The following is a 20,824-nucleotide window of genomic DNA, read 5'->3' as shown; positions in this document are numbered from 1 at the left end:
AAGATATGAATAAAATTTATAAATTAAAATTTAATAGACAAACTCGCCAATTAGATGCGGTATCAGAACTCGCAACTAGTGCAACAACAGGTTCAACTCAATCAGCAACTAGCTTAACCTCGAAGCTTTTTAAACTAGGTAAGTTAGCGACTCTTTTCATTCCTTTCACGGCATTAATGTCTCTAGCCCACGCCGATCCTGCGCGTACGGGTATGCAAGTAGTAGCGGGACAAGTACAGACCCTTACTGAGGGTCTAGTGACTACTATTACTAACTCTCCTCATGCCATAATTAACTGGGAAAAATTTAATATCAATAGTAACGAACTAGTGAAGTTCGTCCAAGAAAATGCTAATTCAGCCGTATTAAACCGCGTGCTGGGCGGGAGCGTGTCGCAAATTCTCGGTCAGCTCCAATCTAATGGTAAAGTGTTTATCGTTAACCCTGCAGGGATAGTGTTTGGGGCAAATGCACAAGTAGATGTAGCAGGTTTAGTTGCTTCAACTCTAGATCTTACTAATGAAGACTTTGTAAACGGTAACTATGTTTTCTCACAAGATAAAGAACAAGCTTTAGCTTCAGTAATTAACCAAGGGGTAATTAAAGTTGCGGAAGATGGTACGCTTGCTTTAGTGGGTGGCAAGGTCGTAAATAATGGAGTTCTCGAAGCTAAAAATGGGACAGTCTATCTTTTAGCAGGGCAATCTATTACTATTCAAGATCTAGATAATCCATTAATTTCTTATAAAGTTACGGCGGAAAATAAAGCGGTAAACCTAGGAGAAATTGTTGCGAAGAAAGCTTACCTCGCAGGGAACAAAGTAGCTCATGGTTATACTCAAGCTCAAGCTTTTGCTGATCTTGTGTCAGGAAGTACTTCGGTTTCTGGAGTAAAAGTAACTGCTACGGGTGAAGTAGTACTCTATGGAGCTACAGCTACTGATGGTAGCCATAGTTTAGCGGTAGTTAATGCTGGTGTGCAAGCCCAAAAAGTAGATGTATTTGCTGATGTAGTGGTTGCAGAAAAAGCGACGGAGATTAAAGCTACTGAGCAAGTACGCCTCGGGGGTGATTATCAAGGACAAGGTGAAGTAAAATTAGCCGCTAAAACTACGGTACAGCAAGGAGCTACTATTGATGTTTCTGCAACCCAAGGTGATGCGGGAACAATTATTGTGTGGGGGAATCAGGCTGCGGTTGCCGGAAACTTTATTGCCACTGCCGTAGAGGGCAAAGGTGGTTTTGTGGAAACCTCAGGGAAAGTGATAAGCGTTAGTGGTACGCAAGTAGATACACGTAGTGTATATGGAGAGCGTGGTTCTTGGCTTATTGACCCAACAGAAATTAGGGTTGTAAACTCTTCTACTTATTCCGCAAGTGAATATTTAACTATTCTTTTTGATTTTGCTTCAGGTACAGATTTTACTAGTGGCGTATATACTGCGGATCAAGGTACAGCTAAACTTTATTCATTTATTAAAGATGATGATCTATCATCACAATTAAATACAACTAATGTGACTCTATTAGTAAAACCTGATGGGGATCATAAGTCTGTAATTTATTTTGATTATGCAACGGTTAAAGGTGATTCTTCTTACGGCTTAAGTTTAGTTGCTAATGAGTTACGAGTTTCTAACTCTACAGTTTCTAATCTTGCTTATGTTAATTTTGTTGGTACTGATAATGTAACTGCAGAAAATGTTACCGTATTTAACAGTACATTTAGTAGTGTGGGGCAAGTAATTTTCTGTGTGACAGAAAATGCAAATATTACTAACAGTACTCTATCACTAAATGGAGCAGCAATTGTAGGTGGTAACCTTGTTCTACAAAATGCAACTATCATGCTACAAAATAATACCCAAGGTGAACATGGTGATTTCTATGCTTATGCTGTAACCGGAAATAATAGTATTACTAATGGAAGCATCATTATAGCTTCAGGTAATGCAACTTTAATGGCAAAAGAAAATCTTACTATTGATGGAGCGTCTTCTGTAACCTCAACTTCTTTTGCGGCTAAAGGTAATGACCTTACGATTAAAGGAGCTTCATCAGTTGCTGGAAATAGTGTTAACTTAGAAGCTGACAATAATATTTCGGTGACCGCTCAGTCTAGCGCAACCGCAATAACTGAACACTTACTGGTAGAGACTGCTAATGATATTACTGTTGATGGTAAAGCGAAATTAGAAGCAACTAAAGGTAATCTGAATTTACGCTCTACTGGACGTGATGTTGTAGTACACAATGCAAGCGTAAAAGCGGGACAAGATCTAACTCTAGACGGTAATCGTGAAACCTTAGTCGTAGCTGCTTCGGTTGAAGCAGGTAAAGGTTTAGCTGTCGTAACAGGTACAGGTAATGCTTTAGTACAAGATTCAACCTTAACTGCGAGTAATGACTTAACAGTTGTAACCAGTAATACTGCTCAAGAGACAAAAGCTGGTGACCTAGCTTTAGCGAATGCAAGTTTAACGGCAACTACAGGAAATGTAACCGTAGCGGTAAATAATGTTGCTTTAGCAAATACCTCGGTAAATGCTTTTGCGGGTGACTTTAATGTAAGTGCTAAAGGTTTTGTTGCTATTTCAGCCGAAGAAGGTAAAGATAACCATCTAGTTGCACATAATGTAAATCTACATGGTGCTGAAAGTGTAGGTGTAACTTATACCGACTTTACGGCAATCAATGATTTAACTGTGAGCTCAGATAATAAAGTTGCCTTAAATGATGGTACTTCAGTAAAAGGTACAAAAGTTAATCTTACCGCTCCAGAAGTACATGTAATTAATTCTTCGATTGCTCCAAGCGAACTAAATATTAATACCACTAAAGATTTAGTGTTAGAAAACAACACTTTAACGGCAATTAATTACATTAATTTAAGTGGAACTAATAATGCGCAATTAGAACGCAACTCTTTTAAAACTACAGTTGCAGGTGGTGGTTTTAACTTTAACTTTAGCGGTTACTCTCTATTAGCTGATAACAATAGTTACTCTTCAGCAGGTTACTTTAATGCACAAGCTAAAGATTTAGTATTTAATGCAGGGACTAATTCTAGCTTAAGTGTAACCACAGATTTAAACTTAACTGCAACTAATGAGTTAGATCTCAGTGGTTTCCAAGTGAGTGCAAATAAAGTTAATTTAACAGGAGCTACAGTAAATGTTGCTTCTTCGAGTTTCAATGTAAATGGTGATTTAGAGGCTAAGGCTACAGGTGAAGCTGGTCTTAACTTTACCGGCACTAGTGTAACTAATGTGGCGAATTTAACTTTAACTGCAGAGCAAGGTGAGCTTAAATTAGATCAAGCAAAAGTACAACATGCAAGCAAAGTGGTTGCAAAAGGTAAAGAGCTAACTGCAGATAATCTTGAGATAGATTCGGTATTTACCACCCCAATGTCAGAAGCAACGGTTACTTTAGAAGGAACTGATTCTTTAGTAGCCGATAACTTAAATGTTGGTTTAGCGACCGAACTTAAACTTAAAGGTAAATCTTTAGTTTTAACTAATGCAACTACCACAACCGTAGCGAATGTTAGTCTTGAAGCTACTGAAGAAGCTGTTCTCGAAGATAATACTTTAACTGCAACGAATAATCTCAATGTAGCTGCAGGCGTAAGTGTAGATTCAACTAATAATAGTTATACTACTCGTAATCATGGAGGTATTAACTTTAATTTAGGTGAAAATGCTGAGTTAGTTTCTACGGAAGATAAATTCAATAGTGCTGGTAACTTTAATGCTACAGCGAAGAATTTCGTACTTCAACAAGGTTCTACCGGAAGCTTTAGCGTAACAGGAAGTACTAACCTGAATGCAGAACGCGTAGAGTTAGCACAAGCTAAGTTAACTACGAGTGACGCTAATTTAACGGTTGGTAGTTTAAATGCTTCAGGTGTACAAGTAACAATTACTGCAGGATCTTTAACGGTAACAGCAAACAAAGCGGTAACTCGCCTTGCAAGTCTTGAAGATAATGCTCCTCAAGTAGCTGTACCAAATCACGTAAACTTTACGGGAGCTACAGTTACAACTACCAAAGGATTTGTAGTTAGTGAGGCAGATACTTTAGTATTAGATAAAGCAAAACTTGATACAGGTGATAAAGTTGCGTTACAAGCTAAAAATGTAACTGCAAATGATTTATATGTTCATGTTTTCAATATAACTAACTTTAATGCTTCTGAGTTAGCAATTACAGGTAATGAAAGTCTAACGGCGAAAAACTTAAAAGTTGATCTTGCAAGCAATGTAGCTTTAAATGGTGGTACAGTAACTCTTGAGAATGTCACTACGCAAGCAGTAAGTAATCTTACTTTAAATGCAACTAAAGATTTAACGGTAACCGATAGCACCTTAAAAGCTACAAATAATCTCAAGGTTCAAGCTCAAACCAGTGTTGATTCAGTAAATAATACTTATACAACTACAGGTGCTGGTGAGGTTAACTTTGCTTTAGCAACAACAGCAGATTTAGTTTCTGATGGTGATACTTTCAATAGTGCTGGTGACTTTACCATAACTGCAAAATCTGTATCTTTAGTTCAAGATGCTGGTGGTAGCTTTACGGTAAGTGGTACAACTAAAGTTGATACTGAGAACTTAGAATTAGCAAATAGCAAATTAACTACAGGAACTGCGGAGTTAAAAGTAGGAAGCGTAAATGCTACTAAAGCTGAGCTAACCACAACTACTGGAGACTTAAGCTTAACTGCGGAGAAAGAGGTAACTCGTCTTGATAGTTTAGAAGCAGAGGCAAGCACAGTAGCAACTCCTAACCATGTAAACTTTACAGGAGCAACTTTAAAAGCTCAAGGTAACTTAACTCTGCAAGGAGCAGATACTCTAGTATTAACTAATGCAAACTTAACTAGCCAAGATGATGTGAGTTTACAAGCAAAAACTTTAACGGCAACAGGTTTAAAAGCGACAGCAGCTAAAGGAGTTGCGGTTAAAGGAGGAAATGTTACTCTTGGCGATGCAACCCTAGCAGTAGCAACAAGTCTTGATGTAGAAGCAAGTGATACTTTAGAAGTTACTAATAGTACCGTAACAGCTCCTAATGTAAACTTAACTGCTACCAATGACGTTGAAGTTGATAGTTCAAACTTTACTGGAGATAATACAGGTAACTTTAATGTAACCTCTACACAAGGTAAAGTAGTATTAACTGGTAACACTATAGAGCAATATAAAAATCTTGGTGTTAATGCAAAAACTTCAGCTTCAGTAGTATCAAATAGTTTAACTTTAGAGTCTTTAGCGTTTGCGGTTACTGAGGAGTCGGAAAAACCTGTTACTTTTGCTTCAAATAATGGAACTCTAGAATATATTCCAACTCTTAATGGAGTGAAAGAAGATAAGGCGTCAGTATTAGAGGCAAATCCGAATTTAACTATTAATGAGGAAGCTTCTGCAACACCTACCGAGGAGCCTACTCCAGTAGAGCCGACACCTACGGAGGAGCCAACGCCAGTAACTCCTACACCTACTGAGCCAACTCCATCAGAAGAACCTAAGGAGCCAACTCCAGTAGAGGAACCTGCAGAACCAACTCCAGTAGAGGAACCTACAGAACCAACTCCAGTAGATCCAAGTGAAGCTGGCAAACAAGTAGCTCCAATTGAAGTTGATCAACCTCAGCAAGAGATGGATACTCGCTTTAATGATCTAAGATTACCTGATATTTTTGAAGATAATCGTAAATCTTGGTTAATCAATAATAACTTTGATGTGCGTCGTTTAGACACAAGTTTAGGTGAGTTTGCTCGTACGGCACAACCTTTACCTGAATTTAACTTCCCTGATTTACCTACTCTTGAAGTAACGACAACAGATGTAAGTCTAGTAACTCCAGTTGTAGATCTAGTGCAAGAGATTGCAAATCAATTAGGTTTAGATACAGCGACGCAAACTGTACAAACTCTATTACAACGTAATGACTTAACAGATGAACAACGTCAGCGTTTAGTAGAAGCAACAAACAACTAACCAATCTTGAGTAAATCAAGATTTCCTAGCTCTCCTCTACTTTTGTAGGGGGGAGTTTTTGTATTTGTATAACTAAATACAGAAACAAATATAGAACAAAGACTAGTAAGTATTAAGAGTTAGAAAATAAAAATGCTTGAGGTAAATAAAAACAGTAAACTGTAAAATAAGTTTAGAGAGGGAAAGTACTGATAATAGGAAGTAGAAGTATAGATAAGTTAGGTATAAATAGGTGAGATAAATCCGAAAATAAAGATAAATAGATAAGTAAAAATCCCTAGAGCTTATACTCTAGGGACTTTTTTTATGGATTAGTTACTTGTGGAGCTGTCGGCTCACTAACTTGATTTTCTTTACTTGGTAAAGCTGAAGCTGGAACTGTCACATTGGTATTTGGACGAGTTGTAGTTTGCGAAATTGAGTTATTAAAGAGATATTGATAGAAACTATCTTTTTCAGGATTAATTAGTAACACACTGTTGTTATTAGCTAAAGAAACCTTGTAAGCTTCCATGTTTTTTAAGAAATTAAATAACTCAAAGTTTTTGCTATAGGTTTGATTATAAATAGCATTTGCTTGGGCATCAGCTTGAGCACGAATTTTTGCAGCTTCTAAATTAGCTTCAGAAAGAATTACCGTTACATTACGGTCAGTTTGCGACATAATAATTTGTGCTTGCTCTTGACCTTGTGCACGGTGTTCTCCCGCTACAGCCATACGCTCTGCACGCATACGTTGGTAGATTGAATCAGCGACTTCAGTTGGTAATTCGATTTTTACTACACGTACATCAATTACTTCAATACCAAAAGTAGATGCTCCATCTTCTCCGGTATTGAGGCTTTCTTTTGCTTGTGACATTAACTCCGAACGTTGACCAGAAACTATATCTGAAATTGTTTGGCTACCTACTTCAGAACGTAGACGGTCATTGATTTTACGACGTAAAAGGTCACTTGCACGAGAGTAGATTCCACCTGTAGTCGTGTAGAAACGACCAAAGTCTACAACTTTCCATTTTACGTAAGACTCAATTAATACGTCTTTTTTCTCAACCGTTAAGAAACGGTCTGTTGTATCATCAAGAGTTTGTAAACGTGCATCTAAAGAAATTACATTATCAATAAATGGAGGCTTAAAGTGTAAACCTGGTTGATAAACTACAACTTGTCCATCACCATCACGTACCACTTTATTAAAACGTAATTTAATTGCTCGTGTACCTTCATTTACGACAAAGACAGAGTTAAATAGTAAGAATAAAATTACTACGAGAGCAATAAAGCCAGCAACTATTTTATGTTCTCTTTGCATTAGTTACCTCCTCTAGTTACAAAGCGACTAGGAGCTTGACGACTAGAATTATTGGTTGTAGTTGTTGGGCTCGCTTGAGTAGTGCTTGTAGTTGTGGTAGATGTTGAGTTAGACGTAGATGTTGAAGAAGTTGAAGATGAACTTGGAGTTAAAATTAAGTTACCGCCTTGTTCATTATCTTTTTCAGAGGTTTGTCCAACTCTTTCTAAGAGTTTATCTAGAGGTAAGAAAGTAATGCCATTAGTATCTTGCATAATTACTTTAGGAGTTTGGGCATAAAGATTTGCAAGAGTTTCTAAATAGTATCTTTGTTTAAATACTTGTGGATTAGCAAGGAATTGTGGTAAGAGGTTATCAAACTCAGCTGCATTAGCATTAGCTTCAGCAACTACTTGAGCAGCGTAACCACGTGCTTGTTCCACAATACGTTGAGCTTGACCACGAGCAATAGGTTCACGTGAACGTTGATAAGCTTCTGCTTCACGAATAAAACGTTGTTCGTCTTCTTGAGCTTTAATTGCATCATCAAAAGCTTCTTTTACAGCTTCAGGTGGACGAGCAGATTGGAAGTTAACATCGACAATCCCAATACCTACGTTATAAGCTTCTAGAGTTTTAAGAAGCATTTGACGTGTACTTTCACGCACTTCCGAACGTCCTGTAGTAATTACATTGTCCATGTCCATGTGACCTACTACATAACGTAATGAAGCTTCTGTCGCTTCTTCGAGAGTGGTAATAGGTTCATCAACATTGAAAAGGTATTTTACAGGATCATCAATGCGGTATTGTACGGTTAAAGTTACATTAACTACGTTTTCATCACGAGTAAGCATGGTGCCATCAATACGTAATTCACTTACACGTTGAACATTTACCAGCGTAGCATTATCAACAAGAGGAATTTTCCAGTTTAAACCTGGCATACTTGTAGAGTTATAAGCACCAAAACGCTTAATTACCCCACGTTCAGATTCGTTTACTGTATAAAAACCAGAAACGACAAAAACTAGAGCTAGAAAACCTACTACCCCTGCAGCTACAGTTTTAGTGTGTTTTCCAAGTTCAAAATTAAATCCAGAAAATTTAGGCATATTGAATGATTTCTTTTCTTCTTTATTTGGCGAATCTTTAGAAGTGTTGTCTTCACGACTTTCACGATTACTTTGTGTAAAGGTTCGCTTAGGTTCTTGTTCAGTTGTTTGTTCTTGAGAAGTAGATGAATTAGTGGTTTGCTCCTCTTCATTTCCCGCAAGTTTGCGGAATTTTTTGAGGCGTTCTTCTAATTCACGACTTAAATCTTCACTAGATTTGTTATCTTTTTCGTCACTCATTAGTAACCCTTACATTTAATTTAGGTTGTCGTTTTTACTAAGAGATTATCTACGGCTAATCTCACATTAGTCTGCAAAATTTATAAGTAAGAAATACTTATATATTATTTTTAGGTTCGCAGAAAAAATAGAGGATATTTGATCGGCGAACCAAGAAGAAAATCTCCAGTAAAAACGGAAATAAAACCAAGTTTTTATTTAATTATAGCAGTTATAAGCATAATCCCCAAGATTTTTCGTAGATTTTGTATAATTTATTAAGGAAAAATAAAATATATCCATAAAAGTTTTAAGGGATTTTTAGCTTAGATTTAAGATTTTTAGTTCTCAAGGTATAATAAGTTATAGAGCTTAGAGCTAAGTTAAGTAAGCTCAAGATCAAGAGAGGATAAGAAGTATGGATCGGATTCAAGCAATGGAAGTATTTTTACAAGTGGCTCACTTAGGGAGTTTTACGGAAGCTGCCCAAAAACTTGAGATGTCTACCGCTAAGGTATCACGTTATATTAGTTATCTTGAAGATTGGTTGGGAATACGTCTATTTAATCGTACAACACGCAATGTTACTTTAACTACAGATGGAGAGCAAGCTTTAAGGCAATGTCAGCAAATTCTGCAGCTAGTAGATGGCGTGCAAACTGTAAAAGATTCCCCACAAGAACTAAGTGGCAGTATTCGTATTACTACCAGTATTTCATTTGCAATAACAGAGCTTAGTCAAATCTTAGTAAAATTTCAACAATTACATCCGCAAGTAAAAATTCATTTACAAGTAGCAGATTCAAGTCTAGATTTAATTAGTGATCGCATAGATTTGGCTATTCGTTTTAGTAATAAAATCGATGAATCTCTAATTGCAAGAAAGATCGGAGTTTGTCATTCTACGTTTGTGGCTACTCCAGAGTATTTACAAAAACATGGTGTTCCGCACACTCCACAAGAACTTGAAACTCATAATTTTATTAGTCATGTATTATTTGAGAATGTAGCTCTAACTTTAACCAAAGATTTAGAAAAAGTAGATGTAATTACTAAAAGTAGTTTTACTTCGAATGATACGGCTACAGTAATGTCGGCAGTACTTGCCCATAGTGGGATTGCGATGTTACCTAATTACCTAATTAATGAGCAAGTAGAAGCGGGAAAATTGCAAGTGGTGTTAGCTGATTGGCAAGTTATAACTTTGGATATTTATGCGGTGTATACCTCACGTCAACATATGCCAGCTCGAGTAAGAGCATTAATTGATTTTTTAATCGTAGAGGGTAAAGATAAAGCTTGGTAAAAAATTAGGAAATGACCTATAGCTTTTTCTCTCCTTGGGGCTTTTAATTTCTTTGAGCTGTTTAATTTCTTTTTAAGCTTGAGTTTAGAACTCATCTTTTTTAGATTGTAAAAAGATTTTTCACTGCTTAACGAGTTTATCAAGGTCTTACTTTGTATTGTATTAAATTTTTAGAAAGAGAGCATGGATAAAATTTTTAAAGCCATTAAACTATATAAGTGAATTAAAGGAACATACCTAAAAAACTGTTGTTAGTAACAACATTTTTGCATAAAAACTAAATTTTTTGCTATCTTTTAGTTTAACTTATGCTTAAATAAGAAGATAAAAAGTAATTTTTTTTATGAGAAAAAAATTAGATAAAAATTTACGACAAAAAATGTTTTAAGAAACGGATTTTTTAGATAAAAAATAGTAAAATAGGTAAGATTAAGCAAAATAATCATTTTTCATCCTTCCTGTAACTAAGCTCAGGAATAGAATTTTATCTTTCCTTTAAAAACTAGTTTTCTCTATAAATGCTTGCTATCTAGCAATAAAAGGAAACTTATATGAAACGAGTTGGCTTAACCTACACTCAAGCCCAAGAAGAACTCAGGCATAATATCCAAGCGATGAGTAGTTTTCATCAAAATCGCTATGAGTTCACTCTTGCGTCTAAGTCACCGAGTATTCGTGACTTTCTTATAAATATTCCCTATATTCTACATTTTAATCACCCGAGTATGAAGTTTTATGTGCCTCATGCTCCTTTTGGGGTGGCTAATTTTTTGGTCGATAGCAAGCAATGCAAAAATTTTGCTGATTACGTCGAAATCAGCTACCACCTATTAGAAGAGCCAAGTAAGACTCAAATTCAAGGCATCTATGTCATGGGGTCGGTTACTTCAGTAACCTTTACTGCAGATTCTGATTTAGATTTATGGATAGTAGTTGAGCAAGATTTAACTCAAGAAGCTCGCCAAGCTTTATATAAAAAGCTACAATTAATTAGTGCTTGGTTACAAGAGACGCATCATGTAGAAGCTAGTTTTTATTTAGTAGATAGTCAACATCTCCTTTACAATCGTCATAATAATCAATTTCTTGCTGAAGATGGGATTCGAGAGAAAATCTTTTTACTCGATGAGTTTTATCGTTCAGCAACTAAAATTGCAGGTAAGTGGTTACTATGGTATTTCTTACCTGAGATCAAAGGCTATAGTTATCAAGAAGTAAAACAAGCTTATCTCGATTTTAATCTTATTACTTTAAGTGATTGGATTGACTTTGGGGGTATGGAGGTAGATCATTTAAGTCGTCAAGCCTTTTATGCGACTTCTCTTTGGCTCATTTATAAAGGTTTACAAAATCCTTTTAAATCTTTTATAAAAATTTGTTTACTTGAAGCTTATTTTAGTGAGTTTCCGAATTCAGAATTAGTTTCAGTACAAATGAAGAAAAAGATTTTACAAGAGGGAACTAAGTTACCATTAACTTCGGTAAAGCAAGAGTTAAGTCGAGAACGAGAGCTACATGAGGCGATTAAAGCAACCAATAGTGATTATTTACATATTTGGCAAAAGATTTATCAAGATCAACAAACTAGTGCCAGTGTTTTTCTTACTTCCAAATTACATTTTGATGCTTATGAATTAGTGCTTGATAAGGTAATGCAGTACCTTATTTTGATTAATGATAATGAACGTGCTTATCTAGTGTTTACAAGTTTTTTACTTAAGGTAAATAAACTTTTTGCTCCAAGTGTGCAGAATATTATGCACGAGCTCAAGTTAACTGAGAATCAAGCGGTAGACTATTTACTTGAGCATCTAGATGTTCCCGATAGATTTATTTCTGTACCTAGTGAACTAAGAGTAATGACCGTACGCCTGAGAAATAAATATGCTAATTTTATTAGTCAGGTTGATGTAAAACTCGCACTTCGTTTTCGTTTTTGGCATATTGGGGAGTTAGTTAAGTATTCAGATAACTATAAACGAGCTTTAATTAAAACCTATTTACAGTTGTATAACTTCTTAGTTAAAAGCAGTGTGCAAACTAATAGTTTACAAATTAGTTTTGCAGATCATCAAGAGTTACGAGAAATAGAGCGTACGGTATCTTCATTGTTTGTAAATCACCGTAACCAAATAAAAATTTATAATCGTTATCCTGAATTAGATCTTGCTGAAAATTATTTGTATTTTGGCTATTTTACTCAAAATGATGAAGATGAAGTTGTTTGGTATGTAGTTAACATAGATAAAAACAACCCTGGCCTAAATCCCGAGCGTAAGCATATTGAAGTTAAATATGATTTTATTAGTTTAGTTTGCTGGTGCTATTTTAATGGTTTAATTACCAATAAAACGCAATTACAATTAAAAGAAAATCCTTATTATAGTCAAGAACTACTAGTGAATTTAATTCGCGGACTACGTAAAAAAGGAGATTACTTTAGTCGTCTTTCTCGTCGTTTATCGGACTATATTTTTGTTGATACTAATCACGAGCATTTTTTAGGAGAACTTGAAACTGAGCAAGCTCAAATTCAAGGTGCTACTGAAGAGCGGGCTTTTACCTTGATCAATTATACGAGTGCGGTAGAAGCATTATTTACGCGAGAACTAACGAAGAGAAAGTCGAGTAAACTCAATGCTCGAGAAGTTAGTGATCTTAACGCTTTTCTTGAACAGTCAGAATACTTTAATGATTTTTCGCATCAACTAGAAACGCAGAACTTTTCTCTTACCTCAAATTTAGAGCAATCTCAAGTAAATCTAAGTGAAGTAAACCTTAACCAAGTAAATAGTTTGTCATTTACAGGTGTAGCGAGTAGTCATGGAGTAAACCTAGAGAATACTCAAGAGCTAGGGGCAACTAGGAACAGAGAACAAAGCTTGGCTATTAATTTTCCAGCTTCTGCTTCACTCGAAGCCGAAGAGAATAAAATTTACCAAGCTCAAGTACAAGAAGGAATCGACTTTGCTACGCAATTGACAGCATCGTTAGAAGAGGCAAGTAAGTCCAAAGAGACCTATCCACTTTTAACCGTGGATGCACAACAGCAGTTACATTGGTTGCCAACAGCTTCTCATGTATCATCTGAGCATGCTCTAGGGATTAATCTTAATTTTCCTTTAGAGTTAGAGCAAAGCGCAACTAAATCAGCTTTAGTACTTCATTATCAATCTCAAGCTGGAACGCAAGGTTTACAAGCTTGGTATCAAGTAAGTGATTACCAACAACTGATTCCAAGCTCGGAAGCAGATTTACCTTTAAGTTTACGTAACAGTGAATATTTACGTTTACGCATTAGTGGACAAGCTGGAGAGTTTCCATATCAAGCGGAAAAAACTCTTAAATCGGTTACTAAATTTCAAGTGCCAAAACTATTATTAGCTCAAGAAGCTAGTCAAGAATTTGCTGCTCAAGAGGATGATGAACCTTCTCAAGCCCAAGCTTTTGAACGGGTAAAATTAATTAAAACTTTAGCGAGTTTTTATTTAAATTTCCAAGAACTCAAGTTAAGTGCTTATACTTTTGTGCCGAGTTTGGCTTTTAGTTATCGAGAGTGGCAACAAGAAATTAAGCTTGAAGCTCAAAGTTTTAAATTAAAAAACTTTTTACCTGAGTTAGGGCAAAGTGGTTATACCGTAAAAATTTTACGTTTAAGATCAGCCTCAATAACAAGAGTAGTACAGCAAGCTTGCCTTGGAGTTCAAGCCTTAGTAGAGAGAACCTTTGCCAAAGAGTTAGCTTTTTTAGCGAGTTTAACTTGGCAAGTAGAAGCTAACCCTGAACAAAAAACTAAAATTGCTCATTTTTTAGCAACTAAGTTTAATAAATCTAGAGTTGCTAAAGTAACTGAGGAGCACGAACTTAGTGTTGACGTGTTAAATCAAAATACGGATATTCTTTGGTCTCAACCTGAGTTAATTTCACATGGTCCGCAAAAGGGTAATGGTGAAAGTAATTTTGTTACTATAGATTTGCAAACTGTAGATCAGCTCCAAAAACATTTGAGCTATACAGCCGTAGCTTCAGCTGATTCGGAAAACAGATTTTTGGATCAAGTGCTGGTTAAAGCTAAATCTCGTGTGGCTTCTCTTGATCGTACACTTGGAAAAATGTTGGCTATCCAACCTCCAAGTGTTACTCTCGGTAAAGATAAGCTTGAATCAGAGGCGAATTATAAGGTAAATCTTGAAGAATTAGCCGAGCAGAGGCATAGATTTCAGGTTCTAGATCATGAAAATCTTTCTTTTGCATCCTTTTATATTTTAACCGAGCATCCGGGACTAGAGGTTTTAAGAAGTTTAGCCCAAGATGCCCAGGTAGATTTAGCTCAAGTATTGCAACCTCGAACTTATGTTTGGCGTCCGCAACAACCATTGCTGAACCAGCACCAAGTAATTGCTTTGGTTGCCAATCAAGAGATAGAAAAAGAGTTAAAAGCTAAAGGCTTTTCGCAAGCAAGGTGGCAAGATCGAGGACTTAGCTATATATCCAACGGATATTTTCCTCTTTACCAGGAGTTATTAGTTCAAGCTAAAGTTAAGCCTCAAGCGGTTAATTTTAAAGGAAGCTATAGGTGCTATAGTTTAGGAACACAAAAGAAATATCATAGTTTACAACCTCAAGCTCCGGTTAAACCTAAGTTACAAGTAATTGCTAAAGAAGATTTAATCTTGCCCGTACGCGGTAACTTGCATTGGTTTAATTATGATCCAAGCATTTTGCTTTTTGTGCTAAATAACTTCCTCACGGCTAATCTTGGAAATCGAGATTATATAAATTATTTGGGTAATCTATATTATGCACAAGTAAAAATAGGTATTACAGGTACTGAGCAAATTCAAGTTTATCATCAAAATCTGCATTACCTCACCGATGATCATCTTGTTCTCGAACTGGGCAAAAAAGTTGCTTATGTTTTAGAACAGAGATTAGAGTTAGATTTTATTGATGCTGAAGATTCTAACTCCTTACTTCCACAAGTCTTACCAAGATTTGTGGGAGCTGGAACGGGGATTATGGAGATTACAGTATTACTTGATCAAAAAACTCAAGCGCAATTGCAACAAGATGATTGTTTACAAGCCTTAACCAAAGCGGTGCATTATGACGCTTCTAATCATGCTTTAGCTCTAAAATCTCAAACAGAAACTGAAGAGCGTTTAGAAATGTATCTAAGTATGTTAGGTGGCAACTCACCTCGTCCTCTGGTCGTTGATGATAATTTTGATTTTAAAACCATTCATAGTTACCAAGTAAGCAATTCTTTTGTGGATCAAGTAAGCTCGGAAACAGAATCTACTCAGGTAATTGAAGTCTATCCTTTAGTACATCAACAACAATGTTATGGTTTAATGAATCGCATTGTGATTAACCCAAGTTTAAGCGGTAAGCAATTAATTTCCGTGGCTCAAAATCTTGGAAGCTACTTGGGAGAAGAATGTTCAGATTTAGAGGTGGTAAAACGCTATACTCAAGTTGAGCTTAAAGTAACCAATTTAGTACGCAATCGTCGACTAGAGATCGCAAATCATCTTCTAAATCATGCCCATAGTGTTGGGACTCTAACCCCAAGTAAATTTGAGAATGAAAATAACTCCAAGCTAGAAAGTAACTCTACTGAGAAGATAAGTTTGGCTCAAGGTAAGCAAGGGCAAGAACAAAAGCTAACCCTAACTCGAGAGCCAGAAAGCGATTTAGATGAATTGTTAATGCCAAGTACTTTAGAGAATGCTTCTCCTGTGGTATCTACCTTTAGTCATCTCTCACGCATTTTTACCCTTGCCTATCTCGAAGAAGAGGAACAAATTGCGACTGCTTACATTTTTGTGAAATATTTACCATCCCTTAAAGCTAATAATTTAAGTGGCTTAAAAAATAGTTTAGAAAAATTAGGAAGCAATTTAGTGGGGATTAGTGGAGAGTTTATTGATTATTTAAGTTTAGTATATATTACTCGGGTTGGTACTTATCGTAATATACGTTTTACCGGAAGACAAGCTTTAGCTAATTTAATCCGTTACTTACGTAAACACACTCAACCACAAGCTTTACCAAGTATTTCTTTAAATAAGCTAAATGGTAATAGTGTTGGGACGATAAATCAGCTTTTACTCCGAGCGATTCAAGCTAAGCTACATAATCAAGAATGGGAAGACTTAATTGTCGAACAAAGTCGAGCGACAATTTTAAGGCAAGAGTTTATGCGGAATTTTACTGTAGCTTCTTGTCACTTACCTTATACCCATTATCAAGCTCCGTTAGATTTTAAGCTTTGTCATATAGGAAAAATGCAAATTTTTATTAAAGGACAAGAACAAGGTTATGATCTCTACTTAAGTACTCCCGAACAAGAGTTAACTACTTATTTAGGGGTACAAGGAGAAATTAGCAAAATTCTTCCGGCGGCTTTATGGACGGTGTTTCCTCAAGTTACGTCAAAACTTTTAAATCTTGAAGTTTATAGTCTTGGAGAAACATCAGAGGCTTGGTATAGCCAAGTAAAATTAATTCCCGAGTGGAGTGGTGTAATTCATCCTTTCACTTTAGTTCATGATTTATAGATTTCTCACTCTCTTATAGTGGGCAGGTAAGGCAACTTTACTTGCCCACTATTTTTTGTATAAAAAAACTCCCAAAGCTAAGCTTTAGGAGTTTACAGAAAATAAATAGTTTCTTCTCTAAGAACAGCTAGATCTTTAATTAGAGCTAATCTTTTGTTCAAGAGAGCATGGGCTTATTAGCTAAGCCTTGTATTAGTCTTGATTTACCAATTACTTAGACCTCGTCTTTTTCTGTAGCGAGGTTTTGTTCCGGAGTTGCGACCAAACAAGGATTACTATAAGAGAAGTTTCCTAATCTAAAGTTAAAAATACGTGGGAAATCATCATATAACCAACTTACACGGCGTGAGTGAGCTTGGTCGGCAATAATATTTAAATTAATTACCATATAAGCACTTGCTCCCGTAGTAGTTTTTGCTTTAACTTCAATTAAGGAGTAGCCAGGACATAAGGTACCTGGTTCATTATGACGATAAATATAGCTTGCCTCTTCTTCCTCAGCTGTGAGTGGAATAAAAGGATGTGGGTTGTAGAGATTGCTAAAACTTACAAGACGATGTTGTAAGATTAAGCGGGTATCTACATATTTGAGGTATAAGTTTGCATATTTAACTAAGTCAATGTTTGGATTAATTACCACATTATCTTCGACAATTAGTGCAAACTCAAAGATATTGAGAGCTTGATCAGCTAAGAGGCGATATACCTCTTGGTGTTGTAAAGCTCGATTAATATCTTCATCACTAGGTTCATAGCCATAATGTTCAATAAATCCTTGACGATCATAGCGAGCATTGAATTCTTGTTCGCTCAGACTATGATAGTCAAATGGAGGAATTATGGTAAAGCCTGGGAACTTCTCTTCAATTTCAGCAGTAGTTAAACTTGTTTGTAGCACAAACTTGTTTTGCTTTAAAAAGTCTCTAACTTCATGCCAGCCAATAGGTACTTGTTTGAGTTTAGTACGCATGGTGATTTCCGCATGAGCACGATCCTCAGCAATATTTGATTCTAAATCCAAATTATGAATGGTTAGAGGCGGATTTGCCATTGCATAAGCACTTGGAGTAAACGGCACAAAATAGGTAAAGTGATCAGCAACCCAAAATGGACGTTTAAAGTCTTGAGCATGGGTGCGTAATGCACCTTTACGAATTAAGTAACAAAACGAAGCTGCGGGTAAGAAACCTACAAGCGGATGTAACTTTTGTTGTCCTGAAACATAGAGAGCAAAAGTATTATCTGGATAGAGATAAGTAGTATTACTAAACTCTTGATTTGACTGTAACTTAAAGTTTTTAAAGTAAGTATGACCAAGAAAAACAATACTTAAATCTTGTGCATAAGGAGTACGCAGATAACTTAGCATCTCATTTAAGCGTTCACGCCATTGTGGAGCAAACAGACAATCGTCTTCGGTAATTAACACCCAATCTTGATCATCAATGTTTGGATCTTCAAGAATCTCAAGGTAGATCTTACAATGGGAGAGAGTACAGCCGATTTCGCTTGGGGTAGCAAGTTTGTTAGTTTCTTGCTCATAGCGTTGGATATCGAACATTTGCTCTAATTGCTCATCACTATAATCACGTCCATATACGGCTTTAACCACTTTAAAGAACTCACTTCCTACTTGTAACTCCATGCGGTGTAAGCGTTCCTTATCTTTTTCTAAGTTAATCAGAAAAGCAGGTAAGCTACTTACTTGATCTTGAGTGCTATCAAGATGTTGCTGTTGGAGGTTACGATTTAAGAGGAGACGACTGTTTTGGCTATGAGGTCTTAGAGGATCAAAGACTTTTTGTAAAGCCTGCTCACTAGCTTTAGTAATGAGACTATTAGTAATACTAAAGCCTGGATTTGCATAGAAAGTTGTTCCTACATTAAAGTCGATAAGATTAACTAAAGACTTAGCGTTAATACGGTAAGGATTAAATGCTTGTTGGGCTGCTTTACGACGTAAAGCTCCGACATTGAGCATTACATTAGGATAACGATGGTGATAATAATAGTTTAAATCTAAAGCTTGATAGGCTTGAGGTTGCCAATCGCTAACTAAGTAGTTACCCTGATCTAAACTGAGAGCTGTAGGCCAAACTGCATTAATTTCTTTTTTGGTGCTCGCAAGAGGATTTTGCGAAGTAAAAAGATAACTTGGCTGAGCTTGGAAACCTTGAGCATAATCTCTGAGCAGTTCTCGATTGAGATTTGCTTGGTTATGATCTCGTTTATGGCTTGTAAAAGCTTGGTTAATTTGTTGATAAAACTTCACAAAGCTTGGACTTGCCTGTTGGGTATTGTCTTGACTAAAATTAGCTACTCTTGCTTTAATTTGAGCAAAATCTTGTACATTAGCCAAATGCTTAAAGTTCTCTACCCCATTTTGAGCTAAAGGATACGCTTGTTCTTCTAGACTTAAATCAAAGAAAGGACGAGTAATTTCTTGTTGCCCAAGTTTAAAGGTTTGAGGTTTAAGTAAGGTTACATCTATATCGGTAATTTGCCAATAGAGATCTACAAGCTTGGCAAGTTCGGCTGAGAGTTGCTCTTTAGGGACACCTACAGCCTCTTGGAGTTCTGGAGGGAGATTTAAACTTCCTCCTAGTTGTTCATTAGCCGCAAGATAGAGCTTATCGTCAGTAGAACTAAAGTTAGCTAGAGTATTAGTAACTTTTTTATGGTCACTATAAGTTAAAGCCAGTTGTTGTTCTTTTTGATAGCTAATTTGAGCTAAAGCTTGAGAAGCTCCTAATAAATGTAAAGGCTCAAGACGTGAACTCGACCAAGTTAGTTCCTGTTCGGCAGGAATAATTTTGAGCTCTTCAAGAGTTTTTCTCTCTAAGCGACGAAAATCCTTAGCTTGGTGATTGGCAAGAATTAAGTAACTTGCTTGCACTTGACTGGTTAAGAGTACTTCAAGGTAATGATTGAGTTTGCGTTGCCAATCAGGAGTAAAGAGTTGATTGTCTTCGCACACCATAATCCAGTCGTTGTCACTCAAAGTTGGATCGGTAAGCACTTGGGCAATAAGTTGTCCCCAAGCATAGTTATAGCGATACTCATTAAGTGGTAAGTGATGCGGAACTTTTAAAGGAGCAAAAGATAAACGATGGAAATTTAAAAATTTTAAATATTGTTCATCGGTATTTTGCGGTAAACGCTGAATCCTAAAATCACTTGTGCCTTCTTGAGCAAAAAATCTACTACTAAAGTCTTGGGTTTGCCAACTATAGTAGCCGGGATCAGTTAATAAGTATTTACGTACTTTTTGTAAAAAGTTACTGCCCATCCCTTGGAGATAGCTATCTCCGGTAATCGCCGGTTTAGCTAGGTTCGCTGCTTGGCTGAGTAACATTTGTTGCTCAGGATTAAGCTGAGCTTGGTGTTGCTCTAAGGTGTGAAGTTGCTCTTTAGCTTGCTCAACACTTAAAGCATTTAGTTGCCATTGACTGTAAGTAACAAGGTTTTTTACAACTGCTTCAGGAGTAAAGCTACTTTGAGCACTTACAGGATTAAAAACCTCAACTCCAAGTACAGGTACGGCATAGGCATGGGTGTTTTGACGATAACGAAAAACTTCGTGCCAGCTTTCAGCATTCCAACTAATTGGAGTTTTTGCTTGTTGTTGGAGCTGAGCTAAGCGTTCAGGGCTACAAGTAATTACTTCGGTAATATCAAGAGTACGAGCAATAATCTTGCTTAAGGCGCTTTTACGAATTAAGTAGGCTCCTGAACCAGTCATTTGAATCGTACGGGTAGCATACACTTTTTGTTCGCTTACTTGTGGGGCTACCGGAAGTTGAGCAGAGGCTAGCAGGTGATTTACCGGATCGTTAATTGTGTAAACATAATTATGATTATGAAATACCGCAACCTCTTCTAAATCTTGTTCATGAGCCGCAAAGTCATCAATATTGTCATTGGTCAAGCTAATTGCTTGTAAATCGGTAGCATGTAATTGCTCCGCAATGAGACGAGCACGGCGTAACCAATCGTGAGCAAGAGAAACGCCACTTTCGACCACGAGAATCCAAGAGTTATCCGCAACTGCAGGATCATAATATACTTGTTGCCATAAACGTAAATGGCTTAAAGCTCGATTTAGTTTGGCTTCACGTAGTTGACCTTCGAGTTGATAAAAGTCAGTATAAGCTTGACGATCAACTAGGAGTTCTTGACGTGCTGGCTCGAGGTTAGCAAGGTTTACGGCAGCAAAGGGTTCTAAGTACTCGCTATGGGTTTGACGAGCACTTAGAGCATTGGCAGCTGCACCATTTAAATCCTTGAGTAAATAAGCACGGGAAATAAATTCATGCATACAA

6 protein-coding genes are annotated in these 20,824 nt (G+C 36.5%); 3 read left to right on the top strand and 3 right to left on the bottom strand.

Features of this window, described 5'->3' with window-relative positions; genetic code table 11:
* On the top strand, nucleotides 1-6,005 hold a 6,005-nt coding region (locus CKF59_RS02755; RefSeq protein ID WP_147397098.1), incomplete at its 5' end, for a two-partner secretion domain-containing protein.
* Nucleotides 6,006-6,309: 304 nt separating this feature from the next.
* Here CKF59_RS02755 and hflC read toward each other — a convergent pair.
* Together hflC and hflK are read right to left on the bottom strand one after the other, a co-directional pair.
* Complete coding sequence (gene hflC, locus CKF59_RS02750; protein WP_119534457.1) at nucleotides 6,310-7,320, bottom strand: protease modulator HflC; 1,011 nt, start codon at nucleotides 7,318-7,320, stop codon at nucleotides 6,310-6,312.
* The gene (gene hflK, locus CKF59_RS02745; RefSeq protein WP_119534456.1) at nucleotides 7,320-8,654 is read right to left on the bottom strand and encodes an FtsH protease activity modulator HflK; all 1,335 of its coding nucleotides are present in this window, start codon (nucleotides 8,652-8,654) and stop codon (nucleotides 7,320-7,322) included. The genes hflC and hflK overlap by 1 nt, the downstream gene beginning before the upstream one ends.
* A 397-nt stretch (nucleotides 8,655-9,051) precedes the next feature.
* Here hflK and CKF59_RS02740 point away from each other — a divergent pair, with 397 nt between their 5' ends.
* Nucleotides 9,052-9,939, top strand: coding sequence for a LysR family transcriptional regulator (locus tag CKF59_RS02740; RefSeq protein ID WP_119534455.1), 888 nt, complete (start codon nucleotides 9,052-9,054; stop codon nucleotides 9,937-9,939).
* Between the two features lie 551 nt (nucleotides 9,940-10,490).
* Entirely contained in the window at nucleotides 10,491-16,502 is a 6,012-nt protein-coding gene (locus CKF59_RS02735) for a class I adenylate cyclase (protein WP_119534454.1), read from the top strand.
* A gap of 214 nt (nucleotides 16,503-16,716) precedes the next feature.
* Here CKF59_RS02735 and CKF59_RS02730 read toward each other — a convergent pair whose 3' ends face one another.
* Nucleotides 16,717-20,820 (bottom strand): glycosyltransferase family 25 protein, encoded by a 4,104-nt coding sequence (locus CKF59_RS02730; RefSeq protein WP_119534453.1) that lies wholly within the window; start codon nucleotides 20,818-20,820, stop codon nucleotides 16,717-16,719.
* Between the last annotated feature and the right edge of the window lie 4 nt (nucleotides 20,821-20,824).

Origin of the sequence: Psittacicella gerlachiana (assembly GCF_003585965.1) — a bacterium.
GTDB lineage: Bacteria > Pseudomonadota > Gammaproteobacteria > Enterobacterales > Psittacicellaceae > Psittacicella > Psittacicella gerlachiana.
Note: the sequence above shows the minus strand (reverse complement) of the source record. Positions and strands in the feature narration are given on the sequence as shown.